We start from the raw sequence: 26150 nt of genomic DNA, 5'->3' as shown, positions 1-26150 counted from the left end.
TCCTGATGTGGTGGGTGATGGCGATGTTGTGTCCCTTCAGCAGGTCAGGGATATTGCCCAGCCTATCGGCCCCGACCACGACGGCGCTCACTGCCATATCGATCTCCGCAAGGAAACGTTTATCAAATGATAATCATTCTTGTTATCAAGTCAACAAGAATGAGAAAAATTCTCATTTGATTAAACTGATCGACATCGCCCGCCAGATAGCCGGCGCAAGTCCTTCCCGGCCAAGGCCCGCTTCGCCTCGCCGGCCGGGAAATGAAAGCCTCTACGCGTCAGCAGGCTTGAGGGCATTCTGCACGACCTCGCGCGTGAGATTCGGTGCGAGGAGCTCGACAAAGGTATAGACGTAGTCCCGGAGGAAGGTCCCCGCCTTCAAGCCGATGCGGCTGGTGTGCATGCCGAACAGCCGGCCCACCGGCAAGCCGACCAACCCGCTATCGCGCTTGGGATCGTAGGCGACGCCCGCAATGATGCCTATGCCCAGCCCCAGTTCCACGTAGGTCTTGATGACATCGGCGTCGATGGCTTCCAGCACGAAATCGGGATGGATGTCCTGTGAACTGAAGGCTTGGTCGATGGCGGTGCGGCCCGCGAACGCCCGGTCATACGTGATGATCGGGTATTCCGCCAGCTGTTCCAGTGTGAGCTTGCGTGCCTGCGAAGATGTCAGTTGTGCCAGGGGATGGTCTGGCGGCACGACCACCACGTGTTCCCAGGAATAGCACGGCAGCGTGACCATGCCGGGCGTGAGCGCCAGCGCTTCGGTCGCCACGGCAAGGTCCGCCTGCTCGTTGAGCACCATGTCGGCCAATTGGCCTGGACTACCCTGGATCAATGACAAATGCACCTTGGGGAACCGCTTGCGGAATTCGGGAATCACCTGGGGCAGCGCATAGCGAGCCTGGGTGTGGGTGCAGGCGATGGTCAGCCCCCCTTCGTCGCGGCGCGCGTACTCGTCGCTGACCTTCTTGAGGTTGTCCACCTCGCGCATGATGCGATCGACGATCTGGGAGACGGCCAGGCCAGGCTTGGTCAACCCCTTGATGCGCTTGCCGTGGCGTTCGAAGATCTTCACGCCGAGTTCGTCCTCGAGCTCGATGATGGCCTTGGAGACCCCAGGTTGCGAGGTATAGAGCATGCGCGCGGCTTCCGTGAGATTGAAATCGCGGCGCACGGTTTCCCGGACGAATTTGAATTGCTGCAAGTTCATGGTGCGGTTCACTATGATCGGCCTACCAACCTGCCAACGCAGGCCGCGGCAAGCCATAGATCATAATGTAATATGCCGACTACCGTTAATTCTATTTGGAAATAAGCATAGTCGGATTTTGCAGCATGACGGCCGCACTACTGCGGCCGCGCGCAGCTCAGGCCGCTTTGGGAGCTGCCTTGGGAGCTTTCACGCGGACCCGGAAATACATCAGGACAGCCGTAAGCAGGGCCACTGTGCCGTGCAGGGCGACCAGCGCCACGAAAAAGTCCACCCGGCCGTTATTGACCCAAGCCTTGGCGAGATTGACCATGTTCAGATAGAACAGGGCTACCAAGAGCGCGATGACCACGTCGCCCGAACGCCCCAGCCGCGGGTTCACCGCTCCCAGGGGAACGGCCAGCAGGGCGAGGTTGATGGCCAACAGGGGCATGCTGACGCGCCAGAGCATCTCGCCCGCCGCGCCCGGCCCCCTATCCCGGATCAACTGCATGGTCGAGCGGGCCTTGTTCGAGAGATCGTCCGAGGTGACGGGGCCTTTGCTCTCCATCCGCACGCCATATTTCTGGAAACTCGTCAGCCTGAACTGCGGCGATCCCGGCTCGAATTCATACCGATGGCCGGACTCCAGCACCATGAAGCGGTCGCCGTTGGGCTGCTCTTCCTGCGTCCCCCCGCCCGAGACGAGCACGTTGAGCCGCCCGTTCTCGATCCAGCGTGCGAATACGTTCTGCACGCGATCGATGGTGTCGGTGGCCGATTCCACGTAAAACACGCGGTCAACGCCGCTGGACTCGAGGAACTGGCCAGGCGTGACCTTGGACACGTCCGAGCGCTGTTCATAGCGAAGGCGGTAATCGGCGATCTGCTTCTGCGCCCACGGCGAGCCCACCAGCGTCAGCAGCCCGACCAATACGGCGGCGGGTACGGCAAAGCGCAAGATGGGGCGAAACCAGGCGACCAGGCTCAGGCCGCTGGAGAACCAGACCACCATTTCCGATTCGCGGTAGTTGCGCGTGACGGTGGTCAGCGCGGCAATGAATACGGAGACCGCGATGATAGTGGGTAGCGCGTTGATGGATGAGAACGCCGCGATGCCCAGCACCACGTCGGCGCCGATGCGCCCCGCCGCCGCTTCGCCCAGCAGGCGCACCAGCAGCACGCTGATCCACACGACCACGAGCGTAGAAAACACCACGCTGGCATGGCTGGTCAGTTCGTCTTTGACGGAGCGCTGGAACAAGGACACGGTACGGCCTGTGCGAGGGGCCCGCATCTGCGGGATAATCGGCAATCTCGCGACTACATATAGGAAGAATCGCGCATGGACTTTAGCACACAGACCTCCGCACCCGAGAAAATCAAGACCGCAGCGCTGGTGGTCGGCGTCTTTGCCGACGGAGCCCTCTCGCCGGCCGCAGACGCGATCGACCGCGCCTCGCAGGGCGCCGTGCGCGCCGCGGTCAAGACCGACTTCAAAGGGAAGGCAGGCGAAACGCTCGTGCTGAGGTCCCTGCCCGGCATCGCTGCCCAGCGGGTCGTGCTGGCCGGCCTGGGCCCGCAAGATGCGTTCTCTCCCAAGGTGCTCGCCTCTGCCTACCGCGCCTCGCTGTCGGCGGCCGCCGGGTTGGGCGTGGCCGAGGCGGTATCGGCATTGGCAGCCGTGCCCATGCAGGGTGCCGACATGCGCGCCCGGGCCAGGCTCGCCGCGATCGCCGCCGCAGATGTCACATATCGTTTCGACGCCACCCTCGGCAAGCGCGATGCTTCGAGCCGGCCCAAGCTTGGCCGCGTCGCCCTCGCCGTCGAACGGTCCGACACCAAGGAAGCCGAGGCAGGACTGCGCGAAGGCGGCGCCATCGGGAACGGCATGAGCCTGGCGCGCGACCTCGGCAACCTCCCGGCCAACGTCTGCACGCCGACCTACCTGGGCGAAACGGCCAAGAAGCTTGGCCGGACGCACAAGCTCAAGGTCGAGGTGCTCGACCGCAAACAGATCGAAGCGCTCAAGATGGGGTCGTTCCTGTCGGTGGCGCGTGGCTCTGATGAACCGCCCAAGTTCATCGTGATGCGCTACGAAGGCGCGAAACAAAAACCCGCCTCGCGTGCCAAGGCAGCCGGCGCCAAGACGGCCGGCCAAGGGCCCATCGTGCTGGTCGGCAAAGGCATCACATTCGATGCAGGCGGCATCTCGCTCAAGCCCGCCTCCGGCATGGATGAAATGAAATACGACATGTGCGGCGCGGCGAGCGTATTCGGCACGCTGCGCGCCGTCGCCGAGCTTGGATTGCCGCTGGACGTGATCGGCGTCGTCCCCGCCTGCGAAAACCTGCCCAGCGGTCGGGCCAACAAGCCGGGCGACGTCATCACCACCATGTCCGGCCAGACCGTGGAAATCCTCAATACCGATGCGGAAGGACGCCTCATCCTGTGCGATGCACTGACCTACGTGCAGCGCTTCAAGCCGGCCGCGGTCATCGACATCGCCACGCTCACCGGCGCCTGCGTCACTGCCCTGGGTCACGTCAATACCGGCCTGTTCACGCCGGACGACGCACTGGCCGACGCCCTGCTCGGCGTGTCGCGGCAGGTGCTCGATCCGGTCTGGCGCATGCCCCTGGACGACGATTACCAGGAGCAGCTCAAGTCCAACTTCGCCGACATGGCCAACATCGGCGGCCCGCCGGCCGGCGCCGTCACGGCAGCCTGCTTCCTGTCGCGCTTCGCCAAGGGTTATCGCTGGGCGCATCTGGACATTGCCGGCACGGCATGGCGCAGCGGCAAAGACAAAGGCGCAACGGGCCGGCCGGTGCCGCTGCTCACGCAGTACCTCCTGTCCTTGAGCTGAATCGCACGGCCCAATGACTGAAATCGACTTCGCGTTCAGCGCCCCCGACCGCCTGCGCACCGCCTGCTTGATCGCCACCCGCCGCCACCAGGCGGGGCATAGGCTGGTGGTGTATTGCCGCGATCATGGACGGCTGACCGCGTTCGATCAAATGCTGTGGGCGCTGGACGACATCTCTTTCGTTCCCCACGTTTGGCTCAACGACCCGCTCGCCGCGGACACCCCCATCGTCCTGACCTCCTCCGACGCCCCCACGCCGCATCACGATTGGCTGCTCAACCTGGACGATGCCTGGCCGCCCATCTACGCCCGCTTCCAGCGGGTCATCGAGGTCGTGTCTACCGATCCGGCAGACCGTGAGGCGGCCCGGGCGCGCTGGCGCTTCTACCAAGAATGCGGCCACAACATCGTGCGGCATGACGTGTCGCGCCAACAAATCCCGTAACCACGGGGCATATCGACATGCACTCTCCGTTCCCTCCCCGCAATGATCCGGCCATCCCGGTCCTGACCGAAGTCCTGGACGTGCCGCTGCCGTCGTCGACACCCGCCTCGCCCCCAGCCGGGCGGGCCTCGCCGGCCGCGCGCACCGAGCCCAGTTTTGCGGCGCCACGCACGCCAGACTTCGAGAAAGAGATAGAAGCCCTGCGCACGGCCGTGCTGCAGGACCTCCTGGAGCGGGTCGACCCGCTGCTCAAGGGCCGCATGCGCACCGCGCTCGAATTGGCAGCCGCGCGCGCCCTGGATGACGTTGCCGCGAGCCTGCGCGAAGAACTTGGCCGCATGGTCGACGAAGCCGTGCAGAAAGAGCTGATCCGCCGCGAAGCCGCCGATTTCCAGGCCCGGAGCCGCCCTGCGTCCGAATAAGCGCCTCCACGCCCGCGACCCCGGCGCCGGGAAGGCCGAGCCGGCCGCGCGGACGACCCTGCCGAAGGCGGCAAGCCACTCAATCCACTAAAATCGTAGGTTTACGGGCGGCGGCCACGTGCCCGCCTCCTCTTCGACGCATTTCCGGAACTCCGATGACCCAAGCATCCACCCCAGCCCAAAACGAAACCGACGAACTGCCCAAGAGTTTCGAGCCAGCGGCCATCGAGGCGCGCTGGTATCCGCTATGGGAACAACGCGGGGACTTCCAAGCCGGGGTACACGTAAAAGGGCCCAACAACGACCAAGCCTTCGCCATCCAGCTGCCGCCGCCCAACGTAACCGGCACGCTGCACATGGGGCACGCGTTCAACCAGACCATCATGGACGGCCTGACGCGCTACCACCGGATGCGCGGCTTCGATACGGTATGGATTCCCGGCACCGACCACGCGGGCATCGCCACGCAGATCGTGGTCGAGCGCCAACTCGACGCGCAGAAGATCAGCCGCCACGACCTCGGCCGCGAGAAATTCGTCGAAAAGGTCTGGGAATGGAAGCAATACTCGGGCGGGACCATCACTAACCAGATGCGGCGCCTAGGCACGTCGCCCGACTGGACGCGCGAATACTTCACGATGAACGAAGACATGTCGCGCGGCGTGGCGGAAGTCTTCACCCGCCTCTATGAGCAGGGCTTGATCTACCGGGGGAAACGCCTGGTCAACTGGGACCCTAAGCTCATGACCGCGGTCAGCGACCTCGAAGTCGTCAGCGAGGAAGAAGACGGCCACCTGTGGCACATCCGCTACCCGGTGGAAGGCAGCGACAGCTTCATCACGGTCGCGACCACGCGTCCGGAAACGATGCTGGGCGACGTGGCAGTCATGGTGCACCCTGACGACGAGCGCTACCAGGCGCTCATCGGCAAGCGAGTGCGCCTGCCGCTTACCGACCGACTCATCCCCGTCATCGCCGACGACTACGTCGACCGCGAGTTCGGCACAGGCGCGGTCAAGGTCACGCCTGCGCACGACTTCAACGACTACGCAGTCGGCCAGCGCCACGGGCTGCCCATGATTTCCATCCTGACACTGGACGGACGCATCAACGACCAGGTCCCCGAGGCGTATCGGGGGCTGGACCGCTTCGAGGCGCGCGCCCGCATCGTGGCCGATCTCGAGGCCCAGGGCCTGCTCGCCGAAGTCAAGAAGCACAAGCTGATGGTGCCGCGCGGCGATCGCACCAACGCCATCATCGAGCCCATGCTGACCGACCAGTGGTTCGTCGCCATGAGCAAGCCCGCGCCCGAAGGCACCCTCCACCCCGGAAAATCGATCACCCAGGTGGCGCAGGAAGTCGTGGCCGACGGCCGCGTGAAGTTTTATCCGGAGAACTGGACCACTACGTACAACCAGTGGCTGAACAACATCCAGGACTGGTGCATCTCCCGCCAGCTGTGGTGGGGGCACCAGATTCCCGCGTGGTACGCCGACGACGGCCGGATCTTCGTCGCCCGCAGTGAACAAGAGGCCCGGGACAAAGCCGCCGCGGCCGGCTACACCGGTCCGCTCACGCGGGATCCGGACGTGCTCGACACCTGGTTCTCGTCCGCGCTGGTGCCTTTCACCACGCTCGGCTGGCCCGAGCAGACACCCGACCTGTCCCGCTACTTGCCGTCTTCGGTGCTGGTCACCGGCTTCGACATCATCTTCTTCTGGGTCGCCCGGATGGTCATGATGACCACCCACTTCACGGGCCAGGTTCCGTTCAAGCACGTCTACGTGCATGGCCTCATCCGCGACGCCGAAGGGCAAAAGATGAGCAAGTCCAAGGGCAACACCCTGGACCCTGTCGACCTGATCGACGGCATCGGCCTCGACGAGCTGGTTGCGAAACGCACGACGGGCCTGATGAACCCCAAGCAGGCCGAAAGCATCGCCAAGAAAACGCGCAAGGAGTTTCCCGACGGCATCCCCGCCTTCGGGGCAGACGCCCTGCGCTTTACGATGGCGGCCTACGCCACCCTCGGCCGCAACATCAACTTCGACCTCAAGCGCTGCGAAGGCTATCGCAACTTTTGCAACAAGCTTTGGAACGCTACCCGCTTCGTGCTGATGAACGTGGAAGGCAAGGACTGCGGGCTGGAACCCGGGGCCGAAGTCGAACTGTCCATATTCGATAAGTGGATCATCAGCCAACTGCAGCGGACCGAGGCCGAGGTCGCCAAGGGTTTCGAGGATTACCGCTTCGACAACATCGCGACCGCGCTCTACCGCTTCGTCTGGGACGAATACTGCGACTGGTACGTCGAACTGGCCAAGGTCCAGCTTCAGGCCGGCAGCGAGGCGCAGCAACGCGGCACGCGCCAAACCCTGATCCGGGTACTGGAGACCGTGCTACGGCTCGCCCACCCCATCATTCCTTTCATTACCGAGGAACTGTGGCAGAAGGTGTCCGTCGTGGCCGGCAAGCGGCGCGCAGACGAAGCCACCAGCGTGGGGCTGCAGCCTTACCCCGTCGCACAGCCCGAGAAGATCGATGAAGCGGCCGAGGCCGCCATGGCTGAGTTCAAGGCGCAGGTGGACGCGGTCCGCGCCTTGCGCGGGGAAATGAACGTGCCCCCCTCTCAGAAAGCCCCGCTCAACGCGACCGGCAACCGCGCGACGCTGGAGCGCAACGCACCCTACCTGGCAGCGCTGGCGCGGCTGAGCGAAGTCAAGGTGGTGGACCAGCTGCCCGACATCATCGGTGCCCCAGTACAAGTCGTGGGCGATGCGCGGCTCATGCTGCACATCGAAGTGGACGTCGCCGCGGAAAAGGCGCGCCTCGACAAGGAAATCGCCCGCCTCGAGGGCGAGATCGCCAAGGCCAACGGCAAACTGAGCAACCCGAACTTCGTCGATCGGGCGCCGGCGGCCGTGGTGGAACAGGAAAGAAGCCGGCTCGCGCAATTCACCGACACGCTGGGCAAGATCCGGGAACAACGCGCCAAGCTGGGCTGACCGGCAAGCCTCGCGTACAAAAAAAGAACGGCCCGCACGGGGTGTTTTTTTTTTGGGGGGCCGGGGCGGCTGCACGGGGCCCGAGGCGCGCGACGCGCTCAGCGTCGTTTCAAATAGTGGACGAACACTTCCCCGTCGTCAGCCTGGGCAATCAACTCGTTGCCCGTCTGCTTGGCGAAGGCCTGGAAATCCCGCACGGAGCCCTTGTCCGTGCAGACGACCTTGAGCACCTGGCCGCTCTCCAAGTTCGACAACGCTTTTTTTGCGCGCAGGATGGGCAAAGGGCATTTGAGCCCTTTGGCATCCACTTCCAGATCGAATGCAATCGATTCGGTGTTCATCGAAGCCTCTCCTGCCGCCCTTTACAGGCGGCTCTCAACCCATGCCTGCACGCTGGCGAGCGCCTGGGGCAACGCGGAAGGATCGCTGCCGCCGGCCATGGCCATGTCGGGCCGGCCGCCGCCCTTGCCGCCCACTTGCTGGGCCACGAAGTTGACCAGTTCCCCGGCCTTGACCTTGCCCGAGACGTCGTTCGTCGCGCCGGCGACCAGGCTTACCTTGCCACCGTCGACGGTGGCCAGCACGATGGCGGCGGACTTGAGCTTGTTCTTGAGCTGGTCCACGGTCTCGCGGAGGGATTTCGGATCGACGCCGTCGAGCTTCGCGGCCAGTACTTTCACGCCCTTCACCTCGACGGCCGATGCCGCCAGGTCGTTGCCGGCGCTACTCGCGAGCTTGCTCTTGAGTTGGGCGATTTCCTTTTCCAGGCCCTTTAATTGGTCCTGGACCTGCGCGATGCGCGCCGGCAGGTCGCCCGGCTGCACCTTGAGCGCGCCGGCTGCCGAGTTCAGGGTCGCATTCAGGTTCTGCAGGTAGGCAAGCGAGTTGTCGCCGGTAATGGCCTCTACGCGGCGCACCCCGGCTGCCACGCCCCCTTCGGAGACAATCTTGAACAGGCCGATGTCGCCCGTGCGGCTCACGTGCGTGCCCCCGCACAGCTCGCGCGAGAACCCGATGTCGAGCACCCGCACTTCGTCGCCGTATTTCTCCCCGAAAAGCGCCATGGCACCGCCCTTGACGGCTTCGTCATAAGCCATCAACCGGGCCTGCACCGGCGTATTGGCCAGGATCTCGCGATTGACGATGGCCTCGACTTGCGCGATTTGCTCGGCGGACATCGGGGCATCATGGGAGAAATCGAAGCGGGTCTTGTCGGGGTCGACCAGCGAGCCCTTCTGCTGCACGTGGTCGCCCAGGACCTGGCGCAGCGCCTTGTGCATCAAGTGGGTGGCCGAGTGGTTGCGCATGGTGCGCGCCCGCCGCAGCTCGTCCACCCGGGCGTCGACCGTGTCGCCCACGGCAAGCGATCCCGAGACGAGCTTGCCGTGATGCCCGAACACCTCGGCCTGGATTTTCTGGGTATCTTCCACCTCGAACCGGACCTGCCCTTGTTCCAGCACGCCGGCGTCGCCCACCTGGCCGCCCGACTCCGCATAGAAAGGCGTGCGATCCAGCACGACCACCGCAGCCTGCCCTGCCTCGATGCGCGGCACGGAGACGCCGTCCACGTACAACGCAGTCACTTTGCCCTGCACTGCCAAGTGGGTGTAGCCCTCGAATACAGTCTTGACGCCGTCGTACGCCAGGCCGGCGGCCATCTTGAACTTGCCGGCGGCGCGGGCCTGCTCGCGCTGGCGCGACATGGCAGCCTCGAAACCGTCCATGTCCACCTCCACGTTGCGCTCGCGGCAGATGTCGGCCGTCAGGTCGACCGGAAATCCATAGGTGTCATACAGGTTGAAGAGCGTATCGCCGTCCAACGGGGCACCCGGCTTCAACGCGGCAAGCGCGTTGTCCAGGATTTTCATGCCGTGCTCCAGCGTTTCGCCGAAGCGCTCCTCTTCCTGGCGCAGCACCTGCTCCACGCGCGGCGCGGCCTTGGCCAGCTCCGGATAGGCCTCGCCCATTTCGGCCACGAGATCCTTCACCAGGCGATGGAAGAAAGGCTTGGTCTGCCCCAGCTTGTAGCCATGGCGCAGTGCCCGCCGGATGATACGGCGCAGCACATAGCCCCGGCCTTCGTTGCCGGGGATGACGCCGTCCACGACCAGGAACGAGCACGCGCGGATGTGGTCGGCGATGACCTTCAGCGAATTGTTCGCCAAGTCCGTGCAGCCGGTTTCGCGCGCGGCAGCCTTGATCAGGTTCTGGAACAGGTCGATTTCATAGTTCGAGTGGACGTTCTGGAGCACCGCGGCGATGCGTTCGAGCCCCATGCCGGTATCCACGCAGGGTTTGGGCAACGGCGTCATGTTGCCCGAAGCGTCGCGGTCGAACTGCATGAACACCAGGTTCCAGATCTCGATGTAGCGGTCGCCATCAGCCTCGGGCGATCCCGGCGGGCCGCCCCAGACATCCGGGCCATGGTCGTAGAAGATCTCAGAACACGGGCCACAGGGGCCCGTATCGGCCATCTGCCAGAAGTTGTCCGACGCGTAGCGGGCGCCCTTGTTGTCGCCGATGCGCACGATGCGCTCGACGGGTACGCCGATCTCGTTCTTCCAGATGTCGTAGGCTTCGTCGTCTTCCTGGTAGACCGTCACCCACAGCTTTTCCGCAGGCAGCTTGTAGACCGTGGTGAGCAGTTCCCACGCGTAATGGATGGCATCGCGCTTGAAATAGTCGCCGAAGCTGAAATTACCCAGCATCTCGAAGAACGTATGGTGCCGGGCGGTGTAGCCCACGTTCTCGAGGTCGTTGTGCTTGCCGCCCGCGCGCACGCTGCGCTGGGCGGAGGTGGCGCGCTTATAGGGACGAACTTCGTTGCCCAGGAAAACGTCCTTGAACTGGACCATGCCCGAATTGGTGAAGAGCAAGGTCGGGTCGTTAGCAGGCACCAACGACGAGGACGGCACGACGGTGTGCCCCTTGGATTCGAAGAACTGGAGGAACTTCTGACGGATCTCGGCGGATTTCATCGCTGCACGCAGGTAGGGGATGAATCGCCAACAGCGCCCGTTTACATCCCCGGATAAATATCGAATCTTTGATTATAGAGGGACGCAGCTCAGCGGCCGCCCAGGGCCTTCTTGATCTTCTGGTCGGTCTTGTATTGGCTGAGGGCGTACACGGACCATATCGCGGCCGGCACCCACCCGATCACGGTGAGCTGGAGGATGAGGCACACGATGCCGGCGAAAGGGCGGCCGATAGTGAAAAACTGCAGCCAGGGAAGCAAGAGGGCGAGAAGTAGGCGCATAGAGACCCCGAAACAGTAATGGCGGCCATTTTACCCAGGCGCCCTCGCCGGTGCGGGGCGACGGCTTCCATGAGCGGAGCGCCACATCCCTGGCCCCCTTGCACCGCGGACCAGGAAACGCCCGGCAAGCCGCCCGGGGTACGTACGTAGAGCCCCGCATCTCGAGACCGTAGGAACGCCCGTTAGATCTTCATAGCTCGACCATCCGCATCGAAACCAGGTCGCGGGCGCTCGGGCGCCTTTTTCTCCTCGTGATGCCCTACCGCCATGAAAACAACCTTATTTCCCGTCCTTCCGAAATTTCTGCAACCTGCCCTGCGCGTGCTTCCCCTGACAGCGCTCCTTGCCGCATGCGGCGGCGGAGGAAGCGACGGCCCGCCCGCCACCCCGCAAACGCCACCGACGCCGGACACCGACCGGCCTATTACCGAAATGCCCGTTTCGAGCTATACCGGAGACAAACTCGAAGCCTTCATGCGCCTGAACCAGGCTCGCCTAGCCGCCGGCGTCAGCGCCGTCGAGCAAAACGCCCAGCTCGACGCGGCGGCGCAGGCACATGCGACGTATCAGGTGCGGAATTACAGGGTTGGGCATGGAGAGGATCCCGGCAAACCATGGTTCACGGGAGTCGACCATCGAGCAAGGGCACGCGCTCAAGGTTATTCAGGCACAACCGTAGTCGAGGTGATCAGCTACGCGCGTCCCGGCGTCGACGCCATCGAATCCCTCCTTCAGTCCGTCTACCACCTGCACGGCGTGCTGGAGCCGCGTGCAAACCAGATCGGCATCGGCAGCGATTCCACCTCGACCCCCGCGCCGCTTTCCAGCACCAGCATCACGATGGGCACGAGCGGCCGGGGCCTGCTGACACTAGGCTCGGTCTGGCATTGGCCGGTCGACGGGCAGGCCGACGTCAACCCCATCTTCTACCCTGCCAATGAATCGCCCAACCCGGCCCCCGACCTCGAGTCCGCGGGCACGCCGATCATGTTTTGCGGGGCCGAAGGCGATTTCGCCCCCTTGCGCGTCATCGGCGTCGCCCTCCAAGAACGCGAGTCTGGCGCTTCCATCCCTGCCCGGCTGCTGGTGAACGAGCGGGTGCAGGCCGAGGCCGGATCGAACATCGATATCGTCGTGGACCCCAATCTCGCGCTGTCATCCGTCTACCAGGGCTGCGTCTTCCTGCTGCCCACGACCGAACTCCAGTTCGGCAAGACCTACCAGGTCTCGGTCCACGCCGAGCAGGCAGGCAAAGACATCTCGACCGACTGGCGCTTCGAGACCCGCAGCGCAAACCCGGCGCTGCGGGATGGCGCAAAGCCCCTACCCCGGGAACTCGTAGCTGCAGGCGGATAAGAAACTTCCGTTCATGAAGAAGTGGCCCGAATAGCCGTTGGCGACCGGCTCCAAATGCCGGTTCTGGTTGGAAAAGGCGCTTTGATTGTGCGCAAAGGCTTCCCACGTATAGGAACCGGAAGCCTGCGCGCTCCCGTAATACCCGGGCCCACAGCCAGCGCCCGCTATGGTGATCGCGGAGTTGCTGATCCCGAACGTCAGGTTCACCGGCGTGCCGGCGCTGAGGACGCATTGTGTCTTCCAGGGCGTCAACGTACACAGCTCGTACCAGGCGTTCTGCCCCGGGTTGTGCACCTGGATCTGCGCCCCGCTGCTGCGGACCGCCACGCGCAGGAATGCCGGCAGCTCGGCCCAGCCGCTGCGGCCGTCCCACGCTTCTCGGAAATAGATATCGGCGCCATTCAATGCGTCCAGGAAGTCTTGGATCGTGGCGGGTGCCTTGCCGGCATCGGGAACAGGATCCACAGGCGGCGACGTCGGCGCATCCGGCATGACCTTTTGCGCCACCCCCGTGATATGCGTGGAATCCGCCCACGGCGAACGCACCTGCGGCTCGGCGGGTTGGCCGTATGCCTGCGCGGCCGCGGCGAGCCAGCCGCCCAGGCCCATCAGTAAGTGTCGCTTCATGGATCTCTCCTAGTATTTGCAATAGACCTGGGCGATGGCCTTGGCCTGCCCGCCCAGCGCCGTCCCATCGAAATCGAGCAGCTGCACCTGCCACGCCGTGCCGGCATCGAGCGCCTTGCGCGTAAATGACGCCCCCTTGGAAGACTCGATCTGGGGCAATAGATAAATGAGCGGCACTCCGCTGGCGGTGCCGAGGCGTCCGCACGTGGGCTTCTGCACCAGGTCTCCCGACCCGACCACCTGGCTGCCCGTCATGACGTAGCTGGAAAGCAGATCATCGGCGCGCATCCAAACCCCCAGGCGGCACACCAACCCCGTCCCGGTATCCGCATCGGTGGCGAAAGCGCCGTTGGGCGTACAGGCCGTCCCGTTCGAGGCGATGGCGGCCAATTCCCGCCAGGCTCCCCCTACGCACACGAGTAGGCCACCCGCGGCCGTACGCGCGAATTCGGCGTTGGCCCCAGCCTCGGGCGACATCAGCGGAGCGCAAGGCGTATTCGCAACCGCCACCTCGCGAACGCCCAGCCGTGCCGCCGAGACGCCGGCGTGGCCGACGAGGTCACGGCCGGAGACAGTCAAGGCCACGCCATCGCCGGTGGCGACGACCATCTGCCCTGCTGCGACCCGAATGGCGGGTTGGGGATCGGCCGCATCGAACACGGACCCCCGGTCTGTGACCAACCCGAGCGCCCCCATGACCCGCTGGCTGGCAATCACGCCCGTGGCAGGGTCTATGCGCACGACCGCACCGTTGTCGGCCTGGAACAGCCCTGTCTTCGTCTGCAGCAGGCCAGAGCACTGTATGGTCATGACGCCCGTGTTGCTGGCGGAGATGCAATCGCCTGCCGCTCCGCGCAGCGTGAGCGTATCGTGCAGCCGAACGGCCCCCTGCACGTCCAGGCCGCCTCGTAGGTCGGGGTTGCGGGTGTCGCGCATGCGCACGAACTGCTGAAAGAGCGTGGTATCCAGGCTCGCCAACGCGCCTACCGTGCCGGCCGCGGCGCCGAGCGGATTGGCAACAGTAAAGGTGGCGCCCCGCACCACGGAGGGCTGCCGGCTATATGCCGCGCCGCCGAACCCTCCGCTCGCCATGACGACCTGTGCCAATAGCTGGTCGTTTGCCTCGGCGGCGCCCGGCGGCCTGAGCGGAGTCGTCGTATGGACCAGGGCATCCATCCGGCAGCCCGCGCCCGGGCATGCCCCGCTGCGCTCGATGCGAATGGCAACGTCTTGGTTGAACGGCGTGCGGTCCGGGAACGAGGCCTGCAACATGCCAGCGGCCCGCAGTTCGCTCAGGGTGGGGGCCAACGGCGCCGCCACGCCAGGAATGTCCTGCCCGCTTGCCAGGGCGTCGTAATGCTGGACGAGATAACCATCCAGCGCACCCTTGACGGCGAGCAGATACGTCCCGGTGGCGTGCGCCGCGGCATCGTCGACTTCCTGCATCAGGCGGCCGGCCGCGAGCACCGCCAGCACCATGGCTATGCTCGCGGCCACGGCCACTTCGACCAGCGTCACCCCCCGCTGTCGCGCGGACGCGGCACGACGACGTGTTCCGGCCAGCCTCTCCATCCCCTGCCTCAGCGCGCGGTAAACGAAAACGTATTCGTGTCGCCGCTCGTGCAGGCTCCGTCCGCGCCCACCGCGTCGTAGACGCCCGCGGCGTTGCCTGTCCCGGGCTGCTTGACCGCACTGCCGTTGATCACGATGCGCTCTGAGACGCGCTGCATGACGGCGGCCAGCCCGGGGCACGCGGCCTCGTTGACTTTGTCCAGCGTCAGCTCGAAAGCATCCCCCGCGCTGGTCATCGTGCCGGCAGCCAAGACAATGCGGCCGTCGCTGGCGCCCAATCCGTGGCGCACGATGGCCGCTGCCCCCGCACCGCTGACGGTGACGACGCTGCTGCCGCGCAACGCGTTGGCCAGCTGCACGATCCCGATGCCTGCGTAGGGCGTCGTCCCCAATCCCTGGCTCGACGCTTTGGTCCGGGCGATGAAGCGCTGCAACTCCTGCGCCACGGCCGGTACCTTGTTCTCGATGATGTACCCGTTGATGGCCGGAATGCCCACGATCGCAGCGATCAACACGATGGCTGCGACGATGGCGACTTCCACCAAGGTGAAACCTTTCTGGCGATGCAGGGAGACTCGGAAAAAGCGACGCATTGGATACCTCATCGGCTGGAGTAATAATTCGTCAGGGACGTCCGCATTTCCTGGACGACGCCCATGTGCCAGAAAACGATGGACAGCGCCGTTCCTACGGACGCCAAGAGCAGGATCCAGCGCGCCGCGGCGGCCTTGCGCGCCACCTGCCGCAAAGACCGCTCCACGAGCCGCTGCCTCGTCTGTTGCAAGGCGGTGTCCATGCCTCGCGCCGCGATGAGGTCGGTCAGGAACCATAGGGTTTCGGCGTCGACGATGCCGGTATCGAAGGTCGAACTACCGACCCGCCCATCGTCGATGTTGGCGATCATCCGTTCCAGGTGCCATCGGCGCCACGGCGTCGCGCCTTCTACCTGCAGTTCGAGCGCTTCGCGCAATGCCGTGCTCACGTTGCCGCGCCGCTTGACCATCGTCGCAAGCGATGCCAGGAAACCGATGCCCTGGAGATCCCGATACAAGCGCCACACGAACCATCGATCCAACACGTGCCGGAGGCGTCCCGTCAGATTCGGCAACGACCATGCCACGAAATAGATCGCAAGGCCCAGGCACACGACGAAAGCAAATAAATGTGCCTGCACGAACTCGGCGAATGCATACAGCTTGCGCGTCAACCCTCCAACGAACTCGGCGGGGAGCATGCCAAATGCGCGCTTCAGGCGCGGCACGGTGAACAATGGCACCGCTACTATCATCCCGAAGGTGACCAACACTGCGGCGAAGGCCACGGACAGCGTGCTCACGAGCGTCCTCCTGGTTTCCTCGACCAGGCGCGTCAACGCTGCCACATCGCGCAAAGTCTGTTCGAGCGCGCCGCCCCCGCCCCGTTGGGCCATCCGGATCAAGACGAGCTCATCAGTGGGCAAGGTGGACCGGAAGGTCTCGTACAGGTCGCCCCCACCCTCCTGGTAGCGTGCGGCCCAATGGCCGGAAAGCACGCCGCGCGGGTGACGCCCATAACGCCTGGCGTCGTCGAGGAATATGTCCCGCAGCGTCTTGCGGCCGCTGCTGGCTTCCATGATGTCGGCAAGGTAGTCGTAGTAATCCGCCCGCATGGGACGAAAGCATCGTGCGGCCACGCTCACGCGCAACCCTTCGAGCGAGGGCATCATGATGCGGCCCCCCGTCCTGAGTCTCGCCGGCGCGAGAGCAGCGCGGGCACCCGGCCCGACGCCAGCCGGCGCCTTCGCATCGGGCGCCTCGCCGCCGCGCCGGCATGTTTCGCCCGCATCTGCACCGTCTCGAAACTGACGAATCTCGGCTCGATGTCGCGCGGATCTATCCAACCCTGGGATGCCTTGTAGATGGCGCACTCCATGGCTGTCTTGCCCGTCATGTCGGGGTGGTCGAACGCCGTGCGTCGCCGATACCGGAAGTAATCCCGCAAGGCAAGCGCATCGGCATCGCGTACGAGACGCAGAAAGTCGTCATCGACGGCCGGATCGATCATCTCGGCCGCCACCGTGCGGCCGGCATATCCTTGCAGCTCGGCGAGCCCGGCTTCCCTGCACGATGCGCAACCCGCAGGGTTGCGCACCTTCAGGCGGCCAATATCGAGCCCGTACAGTTCCTGCAGGCGACCGGCATAGGCCCTCCACTCGTCCGGCGATCCGTCCTCCCCGCCTCTTCGTTCGAACAGGGAAGACAGGGGCAGCGCGCAGCGCGGACACAAAGTGGGTAGCAAAGTCTGGTAAATGAGCAGCTTCAGGATGCCCGGCGTGGACAGCAAACGGCGAGACACCCCGATGAATTCGGAAGCCAATCTGTCCGGGATCAGGGCCGCACTGCCGGCATGCGTCGTCGTGTAGAGATTGCTGCCCGAACTGGCAAGATCCATGAAGGCCCTGCCGGTAGAGCGATCGCGTATTTCGCCGATCAGCAAGTCGTTCATGGCCGACCGCTTGATCGTCTTGAGCTTGGCATCGAATTCGTTCGACACGGTACCGTCGAGCGAGCGGCTCACGCTGTTCTGCAGTGCGTTCGGGATCAGGTACTCCACGGGATCCTCGAGCGTGATGACCTTGCGGGTGGGCGGGATGGCCGCCATCATCGAAGCAATCGTGGTCGATTTCCCCGATCCCACCACGCCCGCCAGCACGATGGCCCCGCCCTCCGCCTTCAGGGCACGCTCCATGGTCTGGATTTGCGAGGGCAGATACCCCAGCTGCGCGAAGTCCCTGGGCTGCTCGGTCATGTCCATGCGCAGCAGGCGCATCGTGACCGACGCGCCCGCGTCGGTAGCCAGCGACGCCCAACGCAGCATGTACGCCCCGCCCTCCACCTCATGCAGAATGCTGCCCTGCTGCTCTGTCATGGGATCGAACACGGCGCCGTTTCCGCCCTGTATGTCCATGTACGCCACGGCAAGGATTTCCATCAGGGTCGAGGTATGCATGCCGCGGAACCTCTCGGGCATCACGTAGCGGCCGCCAACCGTATACCGGATCTCGGATTCAGGGTGGGCCATCCTGACGTTGAAATGGATGTCGCTCGCGCCGTGACGGACGCCCCATGCCACGATGTCGTGGAACGCTGCAGCCATGGAGCTCTTGACCGGGTCCATCAGGACCCTGCGGCGGGAACGCAGGGTCTCGCCCGTAATCTGGCCGCGCACGATGGACAGCAATAGCGTGGCATGCACGACCACCCGCGCAGGGCGTGCCAACGTACGCCCGCGCGCCCGCACCATGCGCTCGAACTCCTCGATCTGCTCGCTGCGGACGTAGTCATCCACGGTGAATAGGGCAATCTCGCCAGTGTCCAACTCGACGGGGCAAAATTTGTTGAGCAGGCTGCCTAGGTCGAATTCGGTGCGCAATGCCCGCTTGAATGCAGGGGTCATGCGTGCAAGCTGATCCCGGTTGTCGATCCGGGCGAAAGGCGCCGAGAGGGCGTCGATTTCGCCGGCAAACGCCCCGTTTGCCGGCGTGGGCGAGTGCTTGATCGTACGCAGTCGCGTACGGGTAGCGGATATCAACATGAAGCCTCCTGTGGGCGATGGCCGCTGGCGTCACGGGCGGACGGCGGGAGGAAGTGCAAGCATGGGGAGCATGGGCGGCGGAGCCTGGGCCGGTGTCGGAACAGGCGGGGCGAGGCCCGGCGGACTGGGCAGCGATGCCGACGGGTCGAAGCACGCCGACCTCTGCACCGCGCCCTTGCGCAGGTATATGCACCCTTCTTCGATGCGGTGCAGCCGGTAGTCCGAGGAGGCGGACGTCGCACCGAAAGGCAAGTCGCGCCCCTGGCGATATACCTTGGGTTCACCGTTGACCAGGACCACCGCGGTCAGCGCACCGCGCAAGCCGTAAACGGCTGAAAGGACGAGCTTATCCGGGCGGCGCGCGACCTTGGGGGGCTGCGCGCCCTCCCCGCCGGCCCCCCGCCGCGCGCGTTCGGCCGCCAACGCGCGCTCGGTATCGAGCCTGAGCATTTCGCGAACCTTGTCGAGATCCGCATCGCTCGCCCATGCAAGCGGTCCATAGGCGGCCGCAGACGCAAACGCGGCCAACGCCCATGCGATCCTCCTATTCATGCGCATAGAGCACTCCAGAAATACCGGCCATGAGCTGGCTGCGGTTCAATGCAGGTTCGACGGAAGGGTCCACGGATAGCGCGACGGATCGCCATTCGACCTGGCCTGCCAACGTACCGGGCAGCAAGAACATCGAACGTAGCGGCCCTTCGAGTGTCACCGTCCGCTCGACGAGGGCCGGTAACGACGGAGGAACGGGAAGCGGCACGCCGCGCTCGTCGCGCGGAGCGTCGACGCGCACTGGCGCCGCCTCTCCCAATGAGGCGGCGCTCAGGAGCGGCAGCAAGCGCTGCAGCGACGATATGGTTTCACTCTCGTGTTCGGCGCTCGTCTTGAGACGGGAAACATCCAAGGGACGGCCAGTGACAGAAACATCGAAGCGGGCAACCACGCCATCCATGGGTTGCCATGCCTCGCTCCACCCCTTAGGGCGGGAAGCCAGGAAACTGGCGTTGGTGGCGAGCCGGTGGATGCGGCCGTATTTCGCCCAGCAGGACCAACCGCGGACCGCGTCACGCTTGCATTGCGCCGAAGCGAGCCGCCAGCCGCCGATTTCCACGGGCAGGTCGACCAGCCGGTCGAACAAAGCGCCCCAGTCATGCTCCGCATCGACGCGGACGCGGCTGCGGAAAGCCTCCCATGCCTGCGACCACGCAGCCTCGGGATCGACGGCCAGCGGTTCGAGCGCGCGACCGGAGCGGCTTGCGTGCCAATCCCAGACGGCCCTCAGTAAAAACGCTGCTGCACAACCGATTACCGCCACCGCGACGGGACGAGGAATCCCCGGCAGCGCCCAACCGCAGGACCGAAGGCGGCACTCAGCCGAGGACTCGCTCATCAGTGCAGCGAATGGCATGGCGGGGCTGTCCAAGTCCAGCGCTTCCAGCACGGTCAGCGCATCGCCGTGACGCGCCGCGAGCTCGTCGATCGCCGCCAGCGCTTGTTCTGCCGTTGCATAGATGCGGTCGGAGTTCGTGAGCACCTTGCCGGACTGGGCAGCGACGACCCACACTCTTCCGTCGGGCAAGGCCGCCCGCAGCGCGACCACCCCATGCGGATGCTCCGCGGCAAAGGCCAACGCGCCGCTATGGAACAGCTCGGCTTCCTTGCGGTCGGCCCGCCCCAGCTTGACCACGCCTACGGCCTCTGAGTGCGAAGCATGCGCATAATGCGAGGCCTTGGTTTGCTTCGCCTTCTGTCTGGCGCGAAGGTCGAGCCGGCTACCGAGGATGGTATGCCAGCGCATGCCAAGCACCAGCACGCGATCATCGTTGCTGAACCGAAGCAATACGTAGTCGTTCATGCTCCGGCCCTCAGAATCCTTCTTCGACCTGGGCCGTGATCAGCACCACGGTATGGCGCCGTTCGCGCGCGGTTTTTCCCGACCCTCCCAGGACCAGGGGCGCGCCTTCGTCGAGCCTGCGCTTGTCGTATTGGTCCTGCGAGCGCTCGAAGCCGGAAATGAGCACGGGCTGCCCCGGCCGCAACTCCACCTGCTGCACCGTGCCCATGCCGTCGATGGTTTTCTGCTGCAGTTGGACCTGATTGCCGTTAGCGCCGAAGGTGAGCGTCTTGAGCGGTTGCGCCACGGTATTGTCATACGCGATGGTGAGCAGGATCTGGCCATCCTCCTGCGCATCCGGAATGACGGTGAGGAAAGAGCCGACCGTTTCTTCTTTCTGCGTGACCGAAGGCGCCGTAGAGGTGCCCGCTGAGGAAGCCACCGTCGTGACCTGGACCTGGTCGATATAGGTGAAGGTCGTGCGCACGGCGTGGGTAACGGGCCGTCGGTTCAGGGTCTGCAGCGGTACGGTAGTCCGCCGGGTAATGGTGGCCACCTCGCTCAACGCTTTCAGAACGAGCGCCGTGCCGTCCCAGCGTCCTCCCGTGATCGAGACGCCCAGTCCGGTTCCGGCGACGTCCGAAACGAGAGACTCAGGGCTCCCGCCCTGCAGGGCGTCGCGCGTGCGCCGGTAGACGAGGCTCCAATCGATTCCATGTTCGCTTTGGTTCTTGGCCACCAGCTCGATCTCTTCGAACATCAGGCGCACGCGCCTCGTCAGCGCCTTGTTCTCGCGCTCCAGGAATGCCGCAACCCGATCGAGCGCATCGGGGGTGTCGGTCACGACGATGAGCCCCGATGCATCACCATTGGCTGCGATGACGCCCGCGCGAGTCATGAAAGGCTCGAGCTTGCTCTTGATGGATGCGAGCGCGTCGCTGCCCCCCGCCTCGATGCGCGTGGATGAAGCGCTCTCGAAGGCACCGGCTCCTCCGCCACCAGTGCGGCCCAGGGTGGCGGCAGCCGTGGCCTTGAGCGTGAGAGCCCGGACGTTGAACACCCGGGTTTCGGTACGGTAAAAGACAATGGCGCCGGCCTCGTATTTCCAATAAACCCCAAGCCGGTTGGCCGCTAGGTCGAGCAGGCGCGGCAAGGGATGCAGGCCGGAAGGCAGTGTGAGCCGGGAGTCTGCCGGAAGCGTTGCGGCGCCGGCTGCGGGAGTGCTCAGCCGAGGCAGAAAAGCTTCGTACGGCAAGAGCGCCTCGGGCTGGACGCGGACCTGTATGCCGGTGGCAAGCGTCACCTGCTCGCCCAAGGTCTGCAAGTCCACTTTTCCGCCGGGAAACATGATGGCCGTCTCGACCGATGCGCGCAGCGGCTCGGGCAATGCAACGTCCCGGGCCAGAGGCTGGGGCTTTCCGGCCAGCCACGGGCGCGCGACGTCTTGTGCAAGTAGCTTGCGGCGCGTATCCACCACCGCATGCTGGAAACCTACCTGGGCGCCAGCTATGCTCTCCGCCGCGCGGGCAGTGGCATCGTCGATCTTGCGCATGGCTTCGATTTGCGCACAGCCGCACAGCGCGGCAGCCGCCATCATGCCGGCCCTCCCTAGCGAACGCGCGAAAAACGATGGCTTCATGGCCTACCCCTAGCGCGCCGCCGCAGGCGCCGTCCGGTCGCAGGATTCTGCGTAGGGAATGACGCGCAGCACCCGATTGGAGTAAAAGCACGGCTGCAGCGGACGCCACGACAACTCGGTCGAGGCCAGCAATTCGCGCACCGCCGACTTGAAATCGGTGCCCAGCCGGGCGGCCCCCACCAACGGAATATCGACGTCGACCGCCCAGTGCTCGTCCTGGAACGTCCAGCCCGCCGCTTTGGCCCAGCGGGCCAGCGCCTGGCGCATGGTACGGTCCGCCGGCGTGGCCTCGTACAGCGAAGGCGGCTGCACGGCCGCCGGCCTGGAACGCGCATCGCCCGCGACGTCCGCATCCGCGGCAACACGGGCGCGGCCTGCCGCCCCGGGAACCGGCGTCCGCTCGGAAAGTCCGGGTGGTACCTCCGCGTCGAAACCTCCCCCTTCGCTGCGCGGCGCCCGCCCCTCGTAGCGGACGCGTGCGAACACGTCGCCTATGCGCAATGTGAAGTCCCGCGCCGTGCCCGACACCACCGCATAGCCGCCCTGCCACGCCACGGCCGCCAAGCGGGCCTCGTGCGGGGCACCCGTGAATATCGCAGGTGGCAGCTGGCCCACCCGGAACTGCATGTAGGTCCGCTGCCCATCGTCGAAAACCTGCACCGGCGCGACCCGCCTGTCTCCCTCGACGCGGTAGGTGAAGTCATACTGGCTGCGGGCGGCCGCCCCGTGCGTGGCTTGCCCGGCCCGCTGCGCCAATGCGACGCCCGAGGCCAAGGCGAGAAAGACGGACACGACGACTCGACACGGATGCATAATGAACCCCCGGCAAAGCGTCGCGGACGGCGCCGCGACCAGGGCTGCATCGTGCCGCATGCGGCAAGGCGCGAGTAGCGTGTGAACTACGTACGTAAGGCCGCATTTGTCCTGCCCCAGCCAAGCTACCGAATCCCATGCGCATCCGAGTCCTGTCCGACCTCCATCACGAACACTTCGGCGGAAACCGCCCCCTTCCCAACGTCGATGCGGACGTGGTCGTCCTCGCCGGCGACATCCATAGCCACGAGCTGGGCATCGAATGGGCGGCGCACGCCTTCGGCAAGACGCCGGTGGTCTACGTCCCTGGCAATCACGAGTTCTACTCGGCCCACATGGGCAAGCTCGAGCGCAAGATGCGCGAAACGGCCCGCCGCCATGGCATACATTTCTTGGTCAACGAAGCGGTGGAATTCGAAGGCGTGCGCTTTCTCGGCACGACGCTCTGGGCCGACTTCGCGCTGTACGGCTCGCCGGCCGACGAGCTGGCCCAGGCCATGGCCGTACGCCTGATGCCGGATTTCAGCTGCATCGACACAGACGCCGGCCGGTTCACGCCCGACGCCTGCATCGCCCTGCACCAGGTGGCACGCAACTGGCTCGCGGAGCAACTAGACGCCCCTTACTCAGGCCGCACCGTGGTCGTCACCCACCATGCGCCAAGCGAGCGATCGGTACCAGAACAATACAAAGGCAACCAACTATCGCCGGCGTTCTCGTCCAGGCTCGACGATTTGGTAGCCAAGGCAGATCTTTGGATACATGGCCACACGCATACCTGTTTCGATTACCACATCGGCAAGGCGCGCGTGGTCGCCAACCCGGGCGGCTACCCGGGCGAGAACGCGGACTTCGATCCTGAGCTGGTGGTGACGGTCTGAACGCGCGTCAATACAGGTCGACGCCGACGATGTCGTAACGATCCGTACATATCGCGTCGACCCCCCAGGAAAACAGCTCCCTCGCCCGGTCTGGGTCGTTGACCGTGTAGCACATGAGGCCATAGCCGGCCTCTTTGATGCAGCGGGCGAGTGCCGCATCGAGCATATCGTGGCGGCAGTGCAGCGATACGCATCCCAGGGCTTGCAGTCGCGCCAACCAATCGGCAGGAACGCCTTCCACCAACAGGCCGCGCGGGACGTCCGGCGCGGCGTTGCGCGCCGCTGCCAGGGCTTTGGCGGAAAACGATGAGAACAGCGGCAGCCGGGCGGGATCTGAAGTGTCGGCGAAAAGCTCCCGCACCATCTGCCCGACCACCTGGCCGGTATCGACGTCATGTCCCGCGCGAGGCTTGATCTCGATGTTCATCCAGACATCGTGCTCCCGCAGCCACTGCACCACGTCTTCCATGCGCGGCACGGGCTCACCTTCGAACCGCGGATGGAACCACGCGCCGGCGTCCATGCGCGACAACTCTTCAGAGTCGAGGGCGCCGACGTCGCCGTGGCCCGGGACGGTGCGCCCGAGCTGCGTGTCGTGCATGAGGATGGGCACGTCGTCGGCGGCAAGCATCACGTCGAACTCCACACCCCGGATTCCGCGCGCATGGGCTTCCCGCATGCCCGCCAGGGTGTTCTCGGGAGCCAGGACACCTCCGCCGCGATGGGCCAATATCCGGGGATACGGCCAGCGCGCTGCGGAAACGACGTTGGCCGAAACGCTCATTTTTTCGCGTTCATCACTGCCGCCGCCCGCGCCACGGCATCGTCCAGGCCTTGCTTGGGAGGCTTGATGCCATTCCAAACGGCATTGAGCTCGCTGTCGATGATGCTCACCACGCGGCCATAGTTGTTCAGGCGAAAGCCCCGGGTGAACTTGGCCGGGGGATTGGCCATCGCGCGCACCACGGCTTCGGCGCCGGGAATGTTCTTGTAGAACGACACGCTCGAGGCCCGGTAGGCAGCTTCGGTCAAGGGCAAGAAGCCGGTCTTCTGGTGCCACTCTGCAGCCACGACGGGCGTGGCGAGATAAGCGATGAAGGTCGCCAAGGCTTTTTGTTCTGCCGCGGAATGTCCACCCAACGCCCAAAACGCCGACCCTCCGACGAAGGGTGTGCTCGGTTGCGAGGCTTCTTCCTCGTAGTACGGCAGCGGCGCAACGCCGTACGAGAAATTGGCCTTGGCCTGCACCTGCGCCAAGGCGCTGCTGCCGCTGGTAAGCACGGCGCACTCGCCCGAAACGAAATGCGCATCCGCCTCGTCCCGGCCAGAGCGTACCGGGAACAGGTGGCTGCGCACCCAGCTCATCATGAGCGCCAGGTGCCGCACGTGCAGCAGGTCATTGGCAAGCAGATGCGCGCCGTTGGGGCCGTCCAGCCCGTTGTTGCGGGTGGCATAGGCCGTGTTGTGCATGGCGGAAAGGCTTTCCACGTGCACCCAGGTCTGCCAGCTAGTCGCATAGGGGCAGCTGACCCCGCTTTGCAAGAGGGCGAGCAAATGCCCTTGCATTTCCCGCCAGGTGCGCGGCGGGGCATCCGGGTTCAAGCCGGCACGCCGATAAAGATCGCGGTTGTACAGATAAATGGGAATGTCGGCCATCCACGGCAACGCCAGCAGCCTTCCCTTGGCATCGCGCATGGTGCTGGTGGTCTGCGGGAGGAACCAGCGCAGATCCTTGATGGGATATTTGGCCAGCAGTTCATGCATGGGCAGGATGGTGGCGTGCCGCGCGATGAACTCAGGCGAGCGATTGTCGGGCAGCTCGACCATGTGCGGCGCACGGCGGGCGCGGACGGCGGCAATGCCGTCCTCGATCAATGCTTCGGTCGATGGCTTATGCACGGCTTTGACGGTGAAGCCGTGCTGGCCGGCATTGAAACGCTCCACGAGGGACTCGAACTCCGCGGCCTGCGGCGGGTTCATGGTGTGCCATACTTGAAGCTCGATGGGGCCGGAAGGAGCGGCTGCCGCGCTTGCGGCGGCCCCGGCAGCCGCTGCGGCAGCGGCCCCCGCTGCCGCCTTCTTGGGCGCGGACGCTGGTTTCGCGGACACTGGTTTTTTCGCGGCCGCCTTGGTATTGCCCTGCTTGGCCGGTTGCGCCGCCGAGGCCCCCAGGCTGCTCAAGGCCAGAACGCTGGCGGCGAAAACCGATACCCACCATTTCGACCAGCGTTTGTTCGGCTGCATCAATCCCATCTCCTGAAACTTCTCAAACTTCACAGGGGTACACAAATTCACAAAAAGGGAAAATCGACCTCGGGCCGGCGGCCGCAGATGAGGTCGGCAAGCGCTTTCCCCGAACCACAGCCCATGGTCCACCCCAACGTGCCATGGCCGGTGTTCAGATAAAGATTGGGCAGGCGCGTGCGTCCTATGAGCGGCACATTCGACGGCGTGGCCGGGCGCAGGCCAGACCAATACGAAACGTTCTCCAGGTCCACGGCCCCGGGGAAGAGTTCCCGGGTCAAGGACGTCAACGCCTCGCACCTCGCGGTGTTCAGAGCCCGCGAGTACCCGCTGAGTTCCGCGGTGCCCGCGACCCTCAGTTTGTCGCCCAGCCGCGAAAATACCACTTTATTCGCGCTGTCCGTCAGGCTGACGGT

Annotated in this window: 23 protein-coding genes and 1 pseudogene; 6 read left to right on the top strand and 18 right to left on the bottom strand. The window is 64.9% G+C overall.

The window, feature by feature from the left end; genetic code table 11:
* From IRZ12_RS03530 to lptF, 3 genes and pseudogenes are all read right to left on the bottom strand, one after another.
* Positions 1–103, bottom strand: a pseudogene (locus IRZ12_RS03530) (DUF2325 domain-containing protein); the annotation flags it as partial.
* 168 nt (positions 104–271) lie between these two features.
* Entirely contained in the window at positions 272–1216 is a 945-nt protein-coding gene (locus IRZ12_RS03525) for a CysB family HTH-type transcriptional regulator (protein WP_296464163.1), read from the bottom strand.
* Between the two features lie 157 nt (positions 1217–1373).
* The gene (lptF, locus tag IRZ12_RS03520; protein ID WP_296464161.1) at positions 1374–2465 is read right to left on the bottom strand and encodes an LPS export ABC transporter permease LptF; all 1092 of its coding nucleotides are present in this window, start codon (positions 2463–2465) and stop codon (positions 1374–1376) included.
* Positions 2466–2540: 75 nt separating this feature from the next.
* On the opposite strand from lptF, the gene IRZ12_RS03515 reads away from it, so the two are divergent.
* The 4 genes from IRZ12_RS03515 to IRZ12_RS03500 all read left to right on the top strand — a co-directional run bounded on the left by IRZ12_RS03515 (position 2541) and on the right by IRZ12_RS03500 (position 7936).
* Entirely contained in the window at positions 2541–4064 is a 1524-nt protein-coding gene (locus IRZ12_RS03515; RefSeq protein ID WP_296464159.1) for a leucyl aminopeptidase, read from the top strand.
* A 13-nt stretch (positions 4065–4077) separates the two neighbouring features.
* Positions 4078–4509: a DNA polymerase III subunit chi gene (locus IRZ12_RS03510; protein WP_296464157.1), complete on the top strand. Its 432-nt coding sequence runs from the start codon at positions 4078–4080 to the stop codon at positions 4507–4509.
* A gap of 17 nt (positions 4510–4526) precedes the next feature.
* Positions 4527–4931: a hypothetical protein gene (locus IRZ12_RS03505; protein WP_296464155.1), complete on the top strand. Its 405-nt coding sequence runs from the start codon at positions 4527–4529 to the stop codon at positions 4929–4931.
* Positions 4932–5086: 155 nt separating this feature from the next.
* On the top strand, positions 5087–7936 hold the full coding sequence (locus IRZ12_RS03500) for a valine--tRNA ligase (protein ID WP_296464153.1): 2850 nt from the start codon (positions 5087–5089) through the stop codon (positions 7934–7936).
* Between the two features lie 98 nt (positions 7937–8034).
* Here the strand turns inward: IRZ12_RS03500 and IRZ12_RS03495 are convergent, their stop codons facing one another.
* The 3 genes from IRZ12_RS03495 to IRZ12_RS03485 all read right to left on the bottom strand — a co-directional run bounded on the left by IRZ12_RS03495 (position 8035) and on the right by IRZ12_RS03485 (position 11195).
* Positions 8035–8262, bottom strand: coding sequence for a sulfurtransferase TusA family protein (locus IRZ12_RS03495; RefSeq protein ID WP_296464165.1), 228 nt, complete (start codon positions 8260–8262; stop codon positions 8035–8037).
* Between the two features lie 36 nt (positions 8263–8298).
* A complete protein-coding gene (alaS, locus tag IRZ12_RS03490) occupies positions 8299–10914 on the bottom strand; it encodes an alanine--tRNA ligase (RefSeq protein ID WP_296464151.1) in 2616 nt (871 codons plus the stop codon).
* Positions 10915–11003: 89 nt separating this feature from the next.
* Positions 11004–11195 carry a YqaE/Pmp3 family membrane protein gene (locus IRZ12_RS03485; RefSeq protein ID WP_296464149.1) on the bottom strand — a complete coding sequence of 64 codons (192 nt, stop codon included), beginning with the start codon at positions 11193–11195 and terminating at the stop codon, positions 11004–11006.
* 267 nt (positions 11196–11462) lie between these two features.
* On the opposite strand from IRZ12_RS03485, the gene IRZ12_RS03480 reads away from it, so the two are divergent.
* Positions 11463–12551: a CAP domain-containing protein gene (locus IRZ12_RS03480; RefSeq protein ID WP_296464147.1), complete on the top strand. Its 1089-nt coding sequence runs from the start codon at positions 11463–11465 to the stop codon at positions 12549–12551.
* Here IRZ12_RS03480 and IRZ12_RS03475 read toward each other — a convergent pair.
* The 9 genes from IRZ12_RS03475 to IRZ12_RS03435 all read right to left on the bottom strand — a co-directional run bounded on the left by IRZ12_RS03475 (position 12519) and on the right by IRZ12_RS03435 (position 22588).
* Positions 12519–13178 (bottom strand): hypothetical protein, encoded by a 660-nt coding sequence (locus tag IRZ12_RS03475; protein WP_296464145.1) that lies wholly within the window; start codon positions 13176–13178, stop codon positions 12519–12521. The genes IRZ12_RS03480 and IRZ12_RS03475 overlap by 33 nt on opposite strands.
* 9 nt (positions 13179–13187) lie before the next feature.
* Complete coding sequence (locus tag IRZ12_RS03470; RefSeq protein WP_296464143.1) at positions 13188–14696, bottom strand: hypothetical protein; 1509 nt, start codon at positions 14694–14696, stop codon at positions 13188–13190.
* Between the two features lie 62 nt (positions 14697–14758).
* Positions 14759–15343, bottom strand: coding sequence for a type 4 pilus major pilin (locus IRZ12_RS03465; protein WP_296464141.1), 585 nt, complete (start codon positions 15341–15343; stop codon positions 14759–14761).
* An 8-nt stretch (positions 15344–15351) separates the two neighbouring features.
* Positions 15352–16455: a general secretion pathway protein gene (locus IRZ12_RS03460; RefSeq protein WP_296464139.1), complete on the bottom strand. Its 1104-nt coding sequence runs from the start codon at positions 16453–16455 to the stop codon at positions 15352–15354.
* Entirely contained in the window at positions 16452–18323 is a 1872-nt protein-coding gene (locus IRZ12_RS03455; RefSeq protein WP_296464135.1) for an ATPase, T2SS/T4P/T4SS family, read from the bottom strand. Before IRZ12_RS03455 ends, IRZ12_RS03460 begins: the two co-directional genes overlap by 4 nt.
* A gap of 30 nt (positions 18324–18353) precedes the next feature.
* Positions 18354–18875 carry a hypothetical protein gene (locus tag IRZ12_RS03450; RefSeq protein ID WP_296464134.1) on the bottom strand — a complete coding sequence of 174 codons (522 nt, stop codon included), beginning with the start codon at positions 18873–18875 and terminating at the stop codon, positions 18354–18356.
* A complete protein-coding gene (locus IRZ12_RS03445; RefSeq protein ID WP_296464132.1) occupies positions 18868–20178 on the bottom strand; it encodes a hypothetical protein in 1311 nt (436 codons plus the stop codon). The genes IRZ12_RS03450 and IRZ12_RS03445 overlap by 8 nt, the downstream gene beginning before the upstream one ends.
* A gap of 10 nt (positions 20179–20188) precedes the next feature.
* On the bottom strand, positions 20189–21796 hold the full coding sequence (locus tag IRZ12_RS03440; protein ID WP_296464131.1) for a hypothetical protein: 1608 nt from the start codon (positions 21794–21796) through the stop codon (positions 20189–20191).
* Between the two features lie 9 nt (positions 21797–21805).
* Positions 21806–22588, bottom strand: a complete 783-nt coding sequence (locus IRZ12_RS03435) for a TcpQ domain-containing protein (protein ID WP_296464129.1) — start codon at positions 22586–22588, stop codon at positions 21806–21808.
* A 158-nt stretch (positions 22589–22746) separates the two neighbouring features.
* On the opposite strand from IRZ12_RS03435, the gene IRZ12_RS03430 reads away from it, so the two are divergent.
* A complete protein-coding gene (locus IRZ12_RS03430; protein WP_296464127.1) occupies positions 22747–23490 on the top strand; it encodes a metallophosphoesterase in 744 nt (247 codons plus the stop codon).
* 7 nt (positions 23491–23497) lie between these two features.
* Here IRZ12_RS03430 and ugpQ read toward each other — a convergent pair whose 3' ends face one another.
* The 3 genes from ugpQ to IRZ12_RS03415 form a co-directional block, all read right to left on the bottom strand.
* Entirely contained in the window at positions 23498–24274 is a 777-nt protein-coding gene (gene ugpQ, locus IRZ12_RS03425; protein WP_296464125.1) for a glycerophosphodiester phosphodiesterase, read from the bottom strand.
* Positions 24271–25734: an extracellular solute-binding protein gene (locus tag IRZ12_RS03420; protein WP_296464122.1), complete on the bottom strand. Its 1464-nt coding sequence runs from the start codon at positions 25732–25734 to the stop codon at positions 24271–24273. Before IRZ12_RS03420 ends, ugpQ begins: the two co-directional genes overlap by 4 nt.
* A gap of 47 nt (positions 25735–25781) precedes the next feature.
* Positions 25782–26150 (bottom strand): FAD-dependent oxidoreductase (locus IRZ12_RS03415; protein ID WP_296464120.1); only part of this gene is annotated, 369 nt, incomplete at its 5' end.

This window comes from Pigmentiphaga sp. (genome assembly GCF_019689535.1).
Classification (GTDB): Bacteria; Pseudomonadota; Gammaproteobacteria; order Burkholderiales; family Burkholderiaceae_B; genus Pigmentiphaga.
Note: the sequence above shows the minus strand (reverse complement) of the source record. Positions and strands in the feature narration are given on the sequence as shown.